Raw genomic sequence first — 14,312 nt, forward strand, 5'->3', positions numbered from 1 at the left:
CCCACGGTTTAAACCGTGGGCTAAAATAAATGGTCGTACATTTTGGAAACCGTTTTAACGGTTTTAGGCTGAGCCTGTGGTTAGACTTTAATCGCCCATTCGTCTTTCAACGACCTTTCCAGCAGCGCGTTGGCGTCTTTATCCTTTTTAAAACTTTCCTTTTTCGGGTCCCAGCGCAGCGGGCGTTTCAGTTCGTAGGCAATGTTTCCGATGGTGCAGACCGACGCCGTGCGGTGACCCACTTCGACGTCGCAGATGGGTTTGCTGCGTTTCCGCATCGCGTCCAGAAAATCCTTGTAGTGGTTTTCGCTGAGGTAAACGTGCTTCTCGTCCGGGCCAATCACTTTGGTCGCCAGCGCAACCGGCGTAGTTTCCAGCTTTTTCCGCTGAACATTCAACGTACCCTCCGACCCGACAAACTGAATGGCATTGCTCCATTCCCAGGGCTGGTGGGTCATCGTAATGCCGTTTTCGTAGCGATACGTCAGGAATTTGTGCTCCTTGCCATCCGGCGGAATCACCTCGACGGGGCCACTGTTGTCCATGTCCAGTGACCACTGCACAATGTCGAACATGTGCGCACCCCAGTCGGTCACCATGCCGCCACCGAATTCCTTGTAATTCCGCCAGTTGGGAAACACGTCCTTCGACAGGGGAGGAGCCAGTTCGGAATTAAAGGCAACGGGCTGGTTCGGTCCCAGCCACAAATTCCAGTCCAACCCTTCCGGTATCGGTTCGGCCGGTAAATCATACCGTTTCGGCGGTGGTCCCACACTCACTTTAATTCCCTTAATATCACCGATGTACCCGTTGCGAATCAACTCGGCGGTTTGCCGGAATTCCGGCCACGACCGTTGCATGCTGCCGGTCTGGAACACGCGGTTGTGTTTGCGCGTGGCATTCACCATCGCCCGGCCTTCCTTGATGGTCAGCGCCAGCGGTTTTTCGCAGTAAATATCCTTCCCGGCTTCAGCGGCTTTGACGGCCATGACGGCGTGCCAGTGGTCGGGGGCGGCAATGACGACGGCGTCGATGTCTTTGCGGTCGAGGAGCTGGCGAAAGTCGTTATACGCCTGGATCTCCGAATAGGCCCCGTTCACTTTGGCCTTCCCGTCTTCGCTGGTGTAATACGCTTTGGCCTGTTCGATAAACAGATCGCGCTTGGCTTTGTAAACCTCCGCCGTGGCCAGAATCCGGGTTTCGCCGGTGCTCAGAAACTGCCGGGAAAGGCCGCGGCTCTGCTTGCCGGTGCCGATGAATCCCAGCGTGATGATGTCGCTCGGCGCCCGGTAGCCCGTTCCGTCGGCCCGCCGACCGCCCAACACAAACCGGGGAACGATCATAAAAGCCGACAGGGCTGCGGACGCCTGGCCGATGAATTTTCGCCGGGACAAGGCGCTAAAAGGTTCTTTTTCCATGGGGTTTTGGAGGATTGAGCTTGATATTCTTCAAAAGTGCAAAAGCCGCCCGATTTACTATCGTTATTTTGGTAAAGAACGCGCTCCGGTCACTTCAAGGGTGGCTATTTCCGTTTCAATGACCAGACCACTAGCGGTTTCAAAACCGACGGCACCTTGTCCTGGTGCAGATACCTGTCAGGTCTTAAAGACCTGACAGGTGTAGTAGCTTAATTCACCAGAAAATAAACGATCCGGCAGGCAGTTCCTTTGCTTTTGGGATTTTTAGTGGCCGCCATGCGGAGTTGCAACACGTGTTTTTTGTCCGGTAAATTGCTGGCGAAGAGCTTGTACCACGGCAGGTGCAACTGCTGGCTCCACTGGGTTTGGAGGTCCATTTTTCGGTACGGTCCCTGGTCGATGCGGTATTCCACCTCACCCGCATCCGGCCCCGAAACGAGGGCGATGCCGACGGCGGTTCCCGAAAAATTCAACGACAGGGCGGCTCCCGGCGTGGTGGCTTCCAACATCGGGCGGTCGACAAAACCGGGCCGGGTTCCAACGCCATCCGCCGGTTTCCAGTTTTCGATCAATTTCCAGCCGGTTTGCAGCGAGGCTTCTTTGATGGATACGTAATGCCCGTTGTCAAAACTGCCGCCAACCAGCGGAGGAATCCCGGCCAACGGTTTGACCGGTTTCTCCTCCAACGAAAACCCGGTATTCAACAGATCCTTCATGGTTTGGAAATACAACTCCTGCCCGAATGGCGAGGGGTGCAAATCCTTGAAATCGTATTCCCACGAAAATTCGCCGGCGGCTATTCGGTCGTAGACTTCCCGGGCGAGATCGATGGAAGGCAACTGATAGTGGGCGGCAACGCGCTCGTGGTTGGCGAGTTCGACCGGTTTTTTGCCCTGCCGGAAATCGCCAAATTTGTCCGGGTCGGCAAATTCCATCAGCACCACATCCACGGCCGGATTGGCTTTTCGGGCGTGCCGCACGATGCCTTCCAGCGCCCGAAGCTGCGTCAGGCTGTCGGTCTCGTTGGTGCGGTCATTGACGGCGGCTTCCACAAACAACAAATCCACTTTGCCGTGGCTCAGCACGTCCTGCTCGATGCGGAACGAATGCGGCAAACTCCCGAGCGACGGAATCCCGGCTTTGATGAACGTAAACGCCGTCTGCGGGAATTTCTCCTGAAGAAACTGGCTCACTTTATCACGCCAACCCGGATTGTGCGTAATCGAACCGCCCAGAAACGCCACGGTGGCCTTTTTTTGCTCCGTAATCACCCGGTACGCATTTGGCAACCCGCCCCGGATCCGGACATAAGCGGCAGACGACAGCGGTTTTTGAACGGGCACGGAATGCTGCGTGATGAAGTCGGCCCACCACGCCGGGTGTTCGATCGGGAAGTGGTGGCCTTCCAGCGTTTGCGCGCCCCGCGACATGGCATAAACCGTCGTGGGACCGCCCAGTTTCTGATACCGTTCCACGAGTGGAAACGTGTTTTCGTCCGACGGAACGAGTTTATCCGTCAAACTGATGACGTGCAGAATCGGAATTTTATAAGCCGCCAGCCCTTCCAGATGATCCATCGGATTGTCGGTGAACGCCAACGCCTGCTGTTCCGAAAACCCGTAGACCTCCAGCAGTTGCTGCCACGATTTGGCGTCGCCTTTGCTCTTGCCTTTTCCGCCGGGCCAGCTTTTGAAATCGCAAACGGGCGCTTCGGCGTAAATGCAGCTGACTTTGGCGGGATTCCGTTTGGCCCAGCCGTAGACGTACAAACCGCCCCGACTCACGCCTTCGAGCGCAACCTTCGACGCAAAGCCTTTTTCCGAAACCAGGTGCTGGTAAAAATCATCCCAGATCATCATCGCTTTCGGGCTGCCGTACAGATCGTTGGTATTGATGTAAGCGATGTGAAAACCGCGTTCGAGCAGAATGCTGTCCATTTCCACGTGCCAGTCGGGAAAGTGGGCGCGCCAGACCCAGGGATTGCCGGGCAGCGGTTTTCGGGGTTTGATGATTCGGGCCGGAATCCCGTTCAGCTTGAATTCTACTTTTTCAAAGCTGTGCCACAAGGCCGTTTTTTCGCCTGGCTGAGCGAGCAGAACACCGGATAAAAACGAGCAAAGGAAGGTGGCAAGGATCGGAAAGAAACGCATAGGAACGGAAGATCGACTCGAAACCGGAAGGGATAACCGGGGCGTTTCTACTCGCTTTTCCGCGCGGATATAGAGCGTATAAATCAAAGCCTCCGGTCAGAAACCGGAGGCTGACAAAAAACTACCATCTCTATTTTTAATCGAATTTTCGTTGCTTTTTAACGTATTTGGCCACCGTTCCGATGGGCGCAATCCAGACGCCGTTGGCCGGGTCTTTGGCGTATTCGCAGAGCTGCTTCAACATGGCCAGGCGTGTGGTCTGGCCCCCGGATTCGGACGTTTCGTGACCGGCCAGCACCAGCCACTGCCCGGATTTGCGGGCGGTTTCGATCAGTTCCCGGATCTCGTCAAAATCCTTTCCGTCCATTTCCATCCCGTAAATCTGGGCCATGTCGCAATACGCCGGATCGTTGGGCGCTTCGTTGCGCCAGCCGCGGCCGCTGATGAACAAATCAGACACAATCGGTACGTAGCTTTGCGTGGTTTTGCCGCGCCCCATAAACATCTGACCACAGGGGTAGGCAAACACCTCCGGTTTGACGCCCAGCAAGTCCTGCACCTGCTTATTGGCTTCGATCAACTCGGCCCGCATCTTCGCCGGGGTGTAGTCCTCCAGCGCTTTTTCCCGCGACCAGGTAAAATTACCGCTACACGGGTGATTGACCGAGTGATTGCCCATTTCGTGACCACTGGCTACGGCTTTTTTCCAGCCCTCCAGCCGTTTTTTGACCGCCGACGGTACCACGAAAAACGTAGCTTTGACATCGTATTGATCCAGCAAAACCGTTCCCTTGTCGACGTTGGTCAGCCGGGCATCGTCGAAACTGAGGCTCAGGGCCACTTTCTTGCCATTGGGCCAGGTGATGGGGGCCGCCGACGGTTTTGACGGGTTGATTTCGCTCGAAAACGAAAGACTGAGCAGGGCGCAGAACAGGGTGGATGCGCGAAGGATTGGGTTTAGTTTCATAGGAATAAGGTTTACTAATTTTCCCCTTAAATTTAATTTTAAAGGGCTTGTATCTATCAAAGGTTTACATCCATCAATAATTTACCCCGGAAGGGCCCGGCCCTCCGGGGTAAATTCACTTCTTGCCTTGCAAATGATTTACCACCGAATCCGTCAAATCTTTGGCGGCCGCGGGGGTGTAGGGCGAAACCGTTACCTCATACCCGCCGTGTGTGATCTCCTCGGCCGTCAGCAAATACCCCAGCCAACCGTTGCCGTAGCCAAAATAGAAGGTGTAGGGAAAAGGCGACCGGTCGCGCACTTCGTTGGAAATTTCACAGAACAGTTCGAGTGGGGCGCTCCAGATGGCGATGTCGTCGTTGATTTGCAGAAACCGTACCGGCAGTTTGACAATGTTGACCCCGGCTTTGTTGGTGCGGGTGTAGTCTTTCAAATCATCGACCCAGCCGAGGTCGGCTTTGCGGGGCGTTTCAACAATCATACGGGCGGTTTTCAGGCTAATATCGGCCGTGGTGGCCTTGAGCGACTGGTTTGCGGCAATAATTTTGTCGCCCAATAACGTCTTGAACTGATGCAGCCGCCCGATTTTATGGTTCGCATACTGGCTGTAAATCGGGGCAATGTTGCCGGCGGCTCCGTTGATGAACAGCAACGGAATACCCAGTTGTTCTTCCACATACTGGGCCACCACGCCCGGTGCATCCCCGCTGATGAGCAGGTTTTCGCCCCCCATCACCGTTCCGTGAATTGCGTAGTTGGAAATCAACGCCATCGGCGTGCCATCCGCCTTATCAAGTCGAATCAGACCGATCCGGCGATCGACCGGACCATCCGGGTCCATGCCCAGAAACGCCTTGCCGTCGACGCCCTTGGCCCGCCGGTTGATGTTGGCCTGCGCCATGCCCCAGCCGACACCCAATCGGGCCGGTTCGAGTTTTTTCCGGGCTTCGGCAACACCGTCAATGAGCTTTTTTTCCACCATATCGGTATAGTCCGTATCGAATTTGTGCTGATACCGATCCCCCATGAAAAGGGCCGGTAAACCCGGAGGGCCGACTTCGGGAGCCGAATGCGTGTGGGTCAGCGTCCACCAGAAGTTGACCGGATCGATGCCCAACTGGCTTTTTAATTTGGCGGCCACTTTGTCGTATTCGGAGGGCGAAACCACGGCGAAGTCGGATGAAACGAGAACGAACTGGGTTTTTCCGTCGTCCAGGACGGTGATCCGGTGATAAATCCGGTCGAGAACCCCGGTCGACCGCCGGGCTCCGTAGCCGAGCAGCATCTGGTGGCCTTCCGGCGTCACGTCTACCTTGACGACAGCCGCCCGAAAACCGGTCGCTTTCGGGTCAATGGCCTGACTACCCAGCGAAAAAAGCAATTGAAGGGCTACCGCCAAAAGGCCAATCCGTGTTCTGAAAGCCGGTATGCGGTTTTGAAAAAAGAGCATGGTTCAGGGGTTAAGAGGTGTTTTTTTGTTTACGGTTTTCAGTTTACGGTTTATGGTTGGCTGACGCGTTTTGTTTGCATGCGTCAGCCACCATAAACCGTAAACTGAAAACCGTAAACTCATTTCGCCTGTTTGATATACGCCAGTAAATCAGCCATTTGCTGCGGGTTGATCTGTTTTTCCAGGCCCGCCGTCATCGCCGACATGTTCATTGCTTTCAGCGACTCGATGTCCTGCCGGGCAATGGTAGTTTCCTGACCGCCCTGATTGCGCAGGGTCAGCGCCGTCGGCGTTTCGGTCGGAATCAGGCCCTGAAGGGTTTCGCCGTTTTTCAGCGTGATGGTCCACAGGTCGTAACCGTCGGCAATCGACAGGTTGGGGTTCAGGATGTCGCCCATGATGGAGGCCGGTCGCCGGTTTCGGATGGTCGCCAGATCGGGCCCGAACGCAATACCGCCCGTGCTGCCAATCTGGTGGCACAAGGCGCAGTTCTGCTGGAAGACCAGCGCGCCCTTTTCGGGGCTAGCCGCCAGATCCAGCGAGGTCTGGTATTGTTTGATCACTTCATCCCGCTGCTTATCGCGTTTGGTCAGCAACACCCGCGCCCGGTTTCGCGATTCCACATTCGAATTCGCCATCAACCCGACGCTGCGGGGCCAGCCGATGCTGTTCTGATCAATCGTTCCTTTTTCGACGGCATCGAGCAACAGTTTGATTCGCGACTGTCTGACCGGGTCGGAGCCGCTGAAGAACGTAGCAATGGCCGGTTCGCGGATGTCGGGCGTCATAACCGGCCACTTTTGCAGCACGTAATCACTAACCGTGGCGTCGGGAATCGAACTCAGCGTTTTCAAAGCCGCGACCTGAACGGACAGCGGTTCGTTCGGGGCAATCATTTTTTTCAGGAGCGGAATCTGGGGCGTTGCGTCGTGGAGGGCCAGAAAACCGATGGCTTCCGAGCGTTTCTCTTCCGACTGTTTCGCATCGCCCGCCGTCTGCACGGCTTTGGCCAGAGCCGCGTTCGTCCGGGCGTCTTCCGGCAGTCCGGTCACCTGCAAAACCTGCAGGCAGGCCGAGCGAATGGAAGGAGCCGGATGGTCGAAAAACGTCCGGATCAGCAAGGCCTGTTCCGCCTGAAAATTTGAATCCAGCGACGAATTCCGCCGTTTGATGCCCTGGCCAATCCCTTTGATGAGGGAAGCCTGCCAGGTGGCGCGGTCTTCCGAAACCGGGGCGGTGGCTTTTTGAAGCAACTGGTTGATGGTTTTGGTTGGCTGACTCGCCCCGGCCATCGCGCTGAGCCGCTCGACGAGCGAACCATACGCCGGTTGATCGGGTTTGAAACGCGCCAGAACCGCATTGAGCAAATCACCTTTCTGCGACGAAGGTGCGGAAAGAGCCGCAATCTGAACCCATGGGTCGTCGATATCGGCAAACAAAAGCTTTTGCCGGGCGCTGGCTGCTTCGGGTTTTTCAACAAAACCGAGTGTACAAAGCAGCTGAAACCGCACTTTCGGATCGGTATCCGACTGCATCGCCAGCAAAGCCGGAACCAGCGCCGGGGCGGTTTCCAGATGGAGTTCCGCCAGTTTGATCGCGTTGGTGCGTATGCCCGGAACCGGATCTTTCAAAGCCGTCGTGATCAGTTCGGGACGCAGTTTGCTCAGACCTTCGAGGGTCCAGAGGGCGTGGAGACGGCCAAAGGGCAACGAAGGATTCTTCGCCATGGCTTCCAGCCCGGCAACGTCCTGCGGAGTTGCGCGATCGAGCAAAAGCCGTTGGGCATTCCGGCGCCACCAAACGTTCCGGTCGCCCAGTTTTTCAATCAGTTGCGGGTTAGTCGCCTTGCCTAGCAGGTCTTTTCCCCAGCTGGCGGGTTGGGTTCCTTTGGGCGTGATGCGGTAAATTCGGCCCTGATCTGTTCCATTGTATAAGGCCCCGGATTTGATAACGTCTTCGGCCATCCATTCGGGGTGTTCAACAATTTGCCGGTAATAATCAATGACATACAGCGCGCCATCGGGTCCGGTATAGAAGTTGACGGGCCGAAACCAGGCATCGGTCGAAGCCAGAAATTCTTTGCCGGTATGGACCCGGCTGGCCGTAAAAGTGGCTCCTTTTTCATGGATTTTATCGAAATGTACCAAATTGCTGACGGGTTCGGCCACAAACGTAATGCTGTCGTACTGAGCCGGAAACGCCCCGCCCAGATACGCCGTTATTCCGCAGGCCGACGTGATCACGCCCACATCCGTCAGCAACTGGAGCTGCGGGTTTTTCGTAATCGGAAACACCTCGGCGGCATTCCCGTGGTCCGAAATCGACTGCGTGACGTTGGAAACCAGCAAATCCGGGTTGCGCTTCAGATAGGGCGTCGTGATCACTTCGTGGAACGCGTGGTTGGCGTTGCTCACCAGCAGGCGGTTTCCCCAGGCGTCAAAGGTATGACCAAACTGCGTATTTCCGGCAACGGGTTCCAGTTCGTAGCGGTCGGGCCGAAACCGGACGCTGCGGCCACTGGCGTTGTCGGGCAGCCGGATGCCATCGGGCCGTTTGGGAAAAAAGACATCACTGCCCCGGTCGCCAAATTCTTCCTTGTAGACCTGCGCCGTCACCGCCGATTCGTGGGCGAGGTAAATCCAGTTGTCGAGGCCCAGCAACGGTGCATTGACGTTGTGCTGTGGATTGGACAGGGCAAAGCCGGTCAAAACCGTATCGCGGACGTCTGATTTTCCGTCGCCGTCGGTGTCTTCCAGGTAATAAACGTTGGGCGCATCGGTCACGAGTACGCCTTTTTTCCAGCGCATGATGCCGGTGGGCAATACGAGATTTTCGGCAAAAACCGCGCTCTTGTCCATGCGCCCGTCGCCGTCCGAATCGGTCAGGAGTTTTATTTTTCCGGTACCGGTTTTGTCGAGCGGATAGCCGTGCATTTCCACCACGTACACCCGGCCGTCTTCGTCAATTTCCATCGCGACCGGATCGGCCACCAGCGGCTCGCTGGCGACCAGTTCGATCTGAAAACCGGGTTCGAGTTCAAACGTTTTCAGAGCCTCTTCCGGCGACGTTCCCGAACCGGTAGACGACTTCTGACAGCTCACGGCCACCGTCAGCAGCGATGCTATCAAACTGTAAAAAAACCACTCGTGCGTACGTTTAATCGGGTTTCCCATTGGGTCAGTAATTCGGATTTTGGGTAAGCTTTGCATTCTGATTCAGCGCCGACTGCGGGATCGGAAGCAGGTAATTTTTGTTGGCAAAGAACGTTTTTCCGCCTTCCGGTGCAGGAATGACGGTATAAACCGGTTTGCCGCCCACCAGATCAATTTTCATGGCGTGCAACGTTCCGTTCAGGTTCTTTTCCGCGAGTTTCAACCGCATCAGATCGAACCAGCGCCGTTCTTCAAAAGCCAGCTCGACCCGGCGTTCCCGCTGAATCGCCACCCGCATTTCGGCCTGCGTCAACCCGGTTTTCAGGTTCGGCAATTCCGACCGCGTCCGCACCTGGTTGATGGCGGCATACACCGACGCATCCGGCCCGACGGCTTCGTTCTGCGCTTCGGCATAACTGAGCAACACCTCGGCGTAGCGATAGATAATGAAACTGCCGCTGTTCAGCAGGTGATTGCCGTTGATGGTGTATTTCGGATTCAATCCCTTCCGCAAATAATAACCGGTATTGGTGGCTTCATTGGTATTACTCAAATCCGTCGCATTCCGACTACCGACGCCCTGTTTCATCACCATTTCGGCCCCCACCCAGAGCGATCCGTCGTAGACAATCGACTGATAAAACCGCTTCTCCCGGTTGACATACGGGTTCTGAGGGTCGTAGCCCGAAGCCGGGTCTGAAATGGGCAGACCGTTGGCCATGGCATATTCATCCACCAGTTCCTGCGTCGGATCGACGCCACCGTAGGCCTTTTGTACGCCACCGACGATCCAGGGCCCCCACAGGCCTTCTTTGCCACTTCCCAGGGCCGTACCGCCGAGGTATTGCTTGGCAAAAAGTACTTCCACATTGTTGTTGTTGTCCTCGTAAAATTGCGTTTCGTAATTGGAAAACAGGCTGTGCGAGCCCAGATCCATCACTTTTTTGTTCGTGGCGGCTGCCAGCGCCCACCGGGCTTTATCACCGGCGGTATTTTTCAGCGGACTGGCCCAGAACAGTTCGCACCAGCCTTTCAGCGTCAGCGCCGAGGCTTTGGAAACCCGGCCCGCTTCGGCTTTCAGCGGCAGGTCGTCGGCAATGGCGGCACATTCATCGACAATGAATTTATAGGTTTCTTCGTCGGTATTCCGGGCCCGAAAAATGGCGTCGCCCTGCGTGTTCTGGTTCAACGAGTTGGTGATGATCGGAACCCCGCCGTGGGCCGTCCACAACAACTGGTAAAAGTAGGCTCTCAAAAACCGGGCTTCCGCCAGTTTGGGTTTCTTCCAGCTATCCGGAAAGCTCGAAGCCGTCACTTTTTCGATGAATAAATTGGCCCGCCGAATGTTGGCATACTGCGACCACCAGTTGGGAGCGTTGCTGGCCGTATAGACCGATGGTGAATACAAAACCCGGCTGGGCAGACCGTTGACGCCGTTCATGGCGTTGTCCGTAAAGTTTTCCCACGGATCGAAGCCATTGAACGGACCCGGTATGCCGGAATAGACGTTGTTCAGAAACAGGTCGGCGGTGCCGGGATCGGTCCAGACCAGGTTGTCCGAAATCTGGTCTTTGGGGGCCACTTCCAGAAAATCCTTGCAGGAGAAAATTCCCAGTATAAGGAACAGCAAAGCTACTTTGCCATTCAAATTCATAAGCCTGTGCAGGTTCATAGCGGGGGCTGTTTTCAAGACTAAAAGGTGATATTCAAGCCAACTGACGTTACTTTTTGCTGCGGATAACTCCAGGCATTCGCCTGCGTGATTTCCGGGTCAAAGTTTCGCAACTTCGTCCAGGTCAGGAGGTTCTGCCCCGATACATAGATCCGCGCATTCTGGATTTTAATCCGCTGGGTGATGACGGCAGGAAGCGAATACGACAGGGTTGCGCTTTTCAGCCGCAGGTAACTGGCATCGCCGATCCAGAACGACGACGTCTGCGTGTTGTTGGTGGTCGGGGCGTTGGTGATGCGCGGATAGGTGGCGTCCGGATTTTCGGGTGTCCAGTAATCCAGCGTTTCCCGCACCGCACCCATGCCGTTGCTGAAGGCCCAGGCGGCACTGCCCGAATAATAGAAGTTGGTTTTGGCCGCGCCCTGAAACAGAATGTCCAGCGTAAATCCTTTGTACTGAATATTCGGCGCTATCCCGTAAATGATGCGAGGGGTCGCCACGGCGTCGCCGATCCGGGTGAGGTCATCGTCGTTAATTTTGCCGTCATTGTTCATGTCCTGATACCGGATGTCGCCGGGTTGAACCGCGCCCCAGGGCTGTACGGCAATACCGGGTTTCAACTTGCCGGATTCGTCAAAATCGGTCAACTGAAAAAGGCCCAGCGATTGGAAGCCAAACTGGGTTCCGAGCGGTTTTCCGGTTAGCCGGCGGTTGAGGTTGTTGTAGGTGGCACCCGCTTCAAACACCTGCAGCAGCTTGTTTTTGGCGTACGTAAAATTGCCATTCAGGGAGACGCGCAGATCGGGCGAGAACCGGTGCGACGATCCGATGGACAGATCGATGCCCTGGTTTTGCATAATCCCGGCATTCACCTGGCTCAGCCCGATTCCGTATTCGGACGGTACAATGACGTCGGGATTGACCAGCATGTTGGACCGTTTTTCGTAAAAATAATCCATTTCCAGGTTCAGCAGCCCTTTCCACAGCGTGGCTTCCAGGCCCACATCCGTCTTTTTCGCGCGTTCCCAGGTGATGTTCGGATTCGGCTCGTTGCGTTCGCGAAGGGCCTGAACGGCATTGCCGCCCAGCACATAGGCCGGACCCACCACGCTGTAGGTGCTCATGTACTGAAAAGCACTCCCCGCCAGGGCACCCACCTCGCCGTAGGAACCGCGGAGTTTCAGGTTGTCGATCCAGCGGACATTCTGCTTGATGAAGTTTTCTTCCGATAACCGCCAGCCGAGCGAGAACGCCGGGAAGAAACCGAAGCGGTTTTCCGGCGCAAAATAGTAGCTACCGTCGTAGCGACCGCTGGCTTCCACGAGGTATTTATCGGCATAGTCGTACGTAACCCGATAGACCAGACCCATTTGCCGACCGTAGCTGGAGGTTCCGGTGGTGGTCATGTCCGCATTGCTGGAGCTGCCCATGTCCAGTTCGTCGATGCCCAGGTTGTAGTTCCGTCGGGTAGCGCCCAGCAGCATCGCGTCGTTGGCTTTGGCTTCAAAAACCGCCAGGGCACCAACGCTACTTTTGCCAAACGACCGCATGTAATTCAGGCTGGCCTGGTAGGTCAGCTGCTGCGCCTGGTTGTAGGTCTGGCTCAGGGATGATTTGGCCTGACCGAAAATACCGTCCGTAATCACTTTTGTGGACGTATTGATCGTGGCCAGATGAACCGGCGTGGTCCAGATTTTATCCATCGTCATCGTCGGATCGTAGGCGACCGTACCTTTGGCAACCAGGCCCGGAATGAACGGAATCGCCTGTTCGACTGTCAGTTGCGAATACAAGGCCGTCGTGTTGGTTTTCTGATACCCGCTGTTGTAAATACTGCCGGTGACGTAGGTGCCGTTCATGCCGTTGCTGAAAAACAGCGGACCGTTTTGCAGGTGCGAATAGGCAATCAGTTCAAAGATTCGCGGTGTTCCGATGGACGGGTATTGGGACTTTTGCACCCGGCCGTTCAGGTTAAAGGAAATCTTGGTGGTTTTCGTAGCCTGTGCGTCGAGGTTGATGGCCAGGTTATACCGTTTGTTATTGGTCGACGGCCACATCCCGGCCTGGTACTGATAGCCCAGACTGGCGTAGTATTTAATGCGCTCGGCCCCGCCCGACAATTCGATGTTGTGGGTCGTTATGAGGGCATTGCGGTTGACCAGTTCCTTGATATAATTGTCGGCCGGATACGAATCGTTGTCCGAACCGTCTTTGAACTTTTGCAAGGCTTCCGCCGAATACGGCTCGGGCAAACCGGCGTATTTGGCGGCTGCGTTTTTCAGGCTGGCAAAATCATAGCCGTGCAAATAATCAGGCATCACGGTCGGGTTTTGAAAGCCAACGTAAGCGTTATACGTCAGCGACGGTGTTCCGGTTTTTCCGCGCTTGGTCGTAATCAGCACCACCCCGTTGGCCCCGGCCACGCCGTAGGGAGCCACGGCTGCGGCATCTTTCAGGATCGTGAAGGTTTCAATCGTGTTGGGATCGAGTTGCTGGAAACTGCGGGGAATACCGTCCACGATCAACAACGGCTGGTTGTTGCCCGTCGAGGAAATACCGCGGATGTAGATGTTGGAACCATCGCGACCGGGTTCGCCGGAAGCCTGTTTCACGATGACGCCCGGCAGGCGGCCACCCAGGCTGTTGCTCAGATTAGTCACCGGAACCGACGCAATTTCGTCGCCTTTCATCGTAGACACAGCCGCCGTTACCGAGGTTTTCTTCTGGACCCCATACCCGACCACGACCACTTCGCTCAGGGCTTTAATGTCCGGTTTCAGGCTGATGTTGATTTCCGTGCGGCCCCCCACCAGCACTTCCTGCGGCTCGTAGCCTACGAAGCTGAACACCAGCACCGCATCCGGGCCGGGAATCAGCAGCTTGTAGCTTCCGGTGCCGTCCGTTGTCGTTCCCCGCGTCGAACCTTTCAGCACAATGCTGACGCCGGGCAACTCGTCGCCTTTCGCTCCGTCGGTCACGCGGCCCTGAATCGTCACATCGGCAACGACCGGTTTTTCAATCGTGCGGGCCGCCGAAACGTCTAGCGTTGTTCCTTCGGTAGCCGGTCGGCTTTCGGTTTGGCGGAGGGGAGCGGTTTCGGGAAATCGGCTCGGATTGGGTTCCGACCTCCGCTGCGGTTCTTTGGCGGTGATGACATACCCACCGTTTTTCGATTTTTTATAGCCCAGCCCAAACGGTTTCAACACCGTTTCGAGGTTGGTTTCCAGCCGGTCGTCCCAACGAACCGCATCCGACGAAACGACGTAGCCCTCCACAATCCGGTCGAAAAACAGGATGTCTACTTTGTAATAATTTTTTAGTTCGCGCAGGGTTTCCTTCAATTGGCGGTTTTCGGGCCTGGCGGTTACGGGCTGGCGGGGCGACGTCTGGGCCTTCGCGAGCATTTGGGCGAAACCCGGCCGGATCACACCCAGCAACAGGATCAGCAGCGTTGGTATTCTTTTTTTCATGGAAGGAAGAAATAATGGGTTAGTAAGCAGAAA

The 14,312-nt window shown here is 55.8% G+C and carries 7 protein-coding genes; all 7 read right to left on the reverse strand.

What is annotated here, in order from left to right; genetic code table 11:
* Positions 1 to 80 precede the first annotated feature (80 nt).
* Positions 81 to 1,418 carry a Gfo/Idh/MocA family protein gene (locus EHT87_RS00575; RefSeq protein ID WP_124902812.1) on the reverse strand — a complete coding sequence of 446 codons (1,338 nt, stop codon included), beginning with the start codon at positions 1,416 to 1,418 and terminating at the stop codon, positions 81 to 83.
* Positions 1,419 to 1,627: 209 nt separating this feature from the next.
* Entirely contained in the window at positions 1,628 to 3,568 is a 1,941-nt protein-coding gene (locus EHT87_RS00580) for an SGNH/GDSL hydrolase family protein (protein ID WP_124902814.1), read from the reverse strand.
* A gap of 136 nt (positions 3,569 to 3,704) precedes the next feature.
* Complete coding sequence (locus tag EHT87_RS00585) at positions 3,705 to 4,535, reverse strand: polysaccharide deacetylase family protein (protein WP_124902816.1); 831 nt, start codon at positions 4,533 to 4,535, stop codon at positions 3,705 to 3,707.
* Between the two features lie 115 nt (positions 4,536 to 4,650).
* Positions 4,651 to 5,985 carry a neutral/alkaline non-lysosomal ceramidase N-terminal domain-containing protein gene (locus EHT87_RS00590; protein ID WP_124902818.1) on the reverse strand — a complete coding sequence of 445 codons (1,335 nt, stop codon included), beginning with the start codon at positions 5,983 to 5,985 and terminating at the stop codon, positions 4,651 to 4,653.
* A gap of 119 nt (positions 5,986 to 6,104) precedes the next feature.
* Positions 6,105 to 9,158, reverse strand: a complete 3,054-nt coding sequence (locus EHT87_RS00595) for a PVC-type heme-binding CxxCH protein (protein WP_185716109.1) — start codon at positions 9,156 to 9,158, stop codon at positions 6,105 to 6,107.
* A gap of 4 nt (positions 9,159 to 9,162) precedes the next feature.
* Positions 9,163 to 10,809 (reverse strand): RagB/SusD family nutrient uptake outer membrane protein, encoded by a 1,647-nt coding sequence (locus tag EHT87_RS00600; RefSeq protein WP_124902822.1) that lies wholly within the window; start codon positions 10,807 to 10,809, stop codon positions 9,163 to 9,165.
* A 20-nt stretch (positions 10,810 to 10,829) separates the two neighbouring features.
* Positions 10,830 to 14,279 carry a SusC/RagA family TonB-linked outer membrane protein gene (locus EHT87_RS00605; protein ID WP_124902824.1) on the reverse strand — a complete coding sequence of 1,150 codons (3,450 nt, stop codon included), beginning with the start codon at positions 14,277 to 14,279 and terminating at the stop codon, positions 10,830 to 10,832.
* Between the last annotated feature and the right edge of the window lie 33 nt (positions 14,280 to 14,312).

It is taken from the genome of Larkinella knui, assembly GCF_003858645.1.
GTDB classification, from domain to species: Bacteria; Bacteroidota; Bacteroidia; order Cytophagales; family Spirosomataceae; genus Larkinella; species Larkinella knui.

Bases quoted from the DNA above. Each gene is read 5' to 3' on its own strand.
- EHT87_RS00585 (WP_124902816.1), bottom strand. From the start codon at position 4,535: ATGAAACTAAACCCAATCCTTCGCGCATCCACCCTGTTCTGCGCCCTG.
- EHT87_RS00600 (WP_124902822.1), bottom strand. From the start codon at position 10,809: ATGAACCTGCACAGGCTTATGAATTTGAATGGCAAAGTAGCTTTGCTG.
- EHT87_RS00595 (WP_185716109.1), bottom strand. From the start codon at position 9,158: ATGGGAAACCCGATTAAACGTACGCACGAGTGGTTTTTTTACAGTTTG.
- EHT87_RS00605 (WP_124902824.1), bottom strand. From the start codon at position 14,279: ATGAAAAAAAGAATACCAACGCTGCTGATCCTGTTGCTGGGTGTGATC.
- EHT87_RS00575 (WP_124902812.1), bottom strand. From the start codon at position 1,418: ATGGAAAAAGAACCTTTTAGCGCCTTGTCCCGGCGAAAATTCATCGGC.
- EHT87_RS00580 (WP_124902814.1), bottom strand. From the start codon at position 3,568: ATGCGTTTCTTTCCGATCCTTGCCACCTTCCTTTGCTCGTTTTTATCC.
- EHT87_RS00590 (WP_124902818.1), bottom strand. From the start codon at position 5,985: ATGCTCTTTTTTCAAAACCGCATACCGGCTTTCAGAACACGGATTGGC.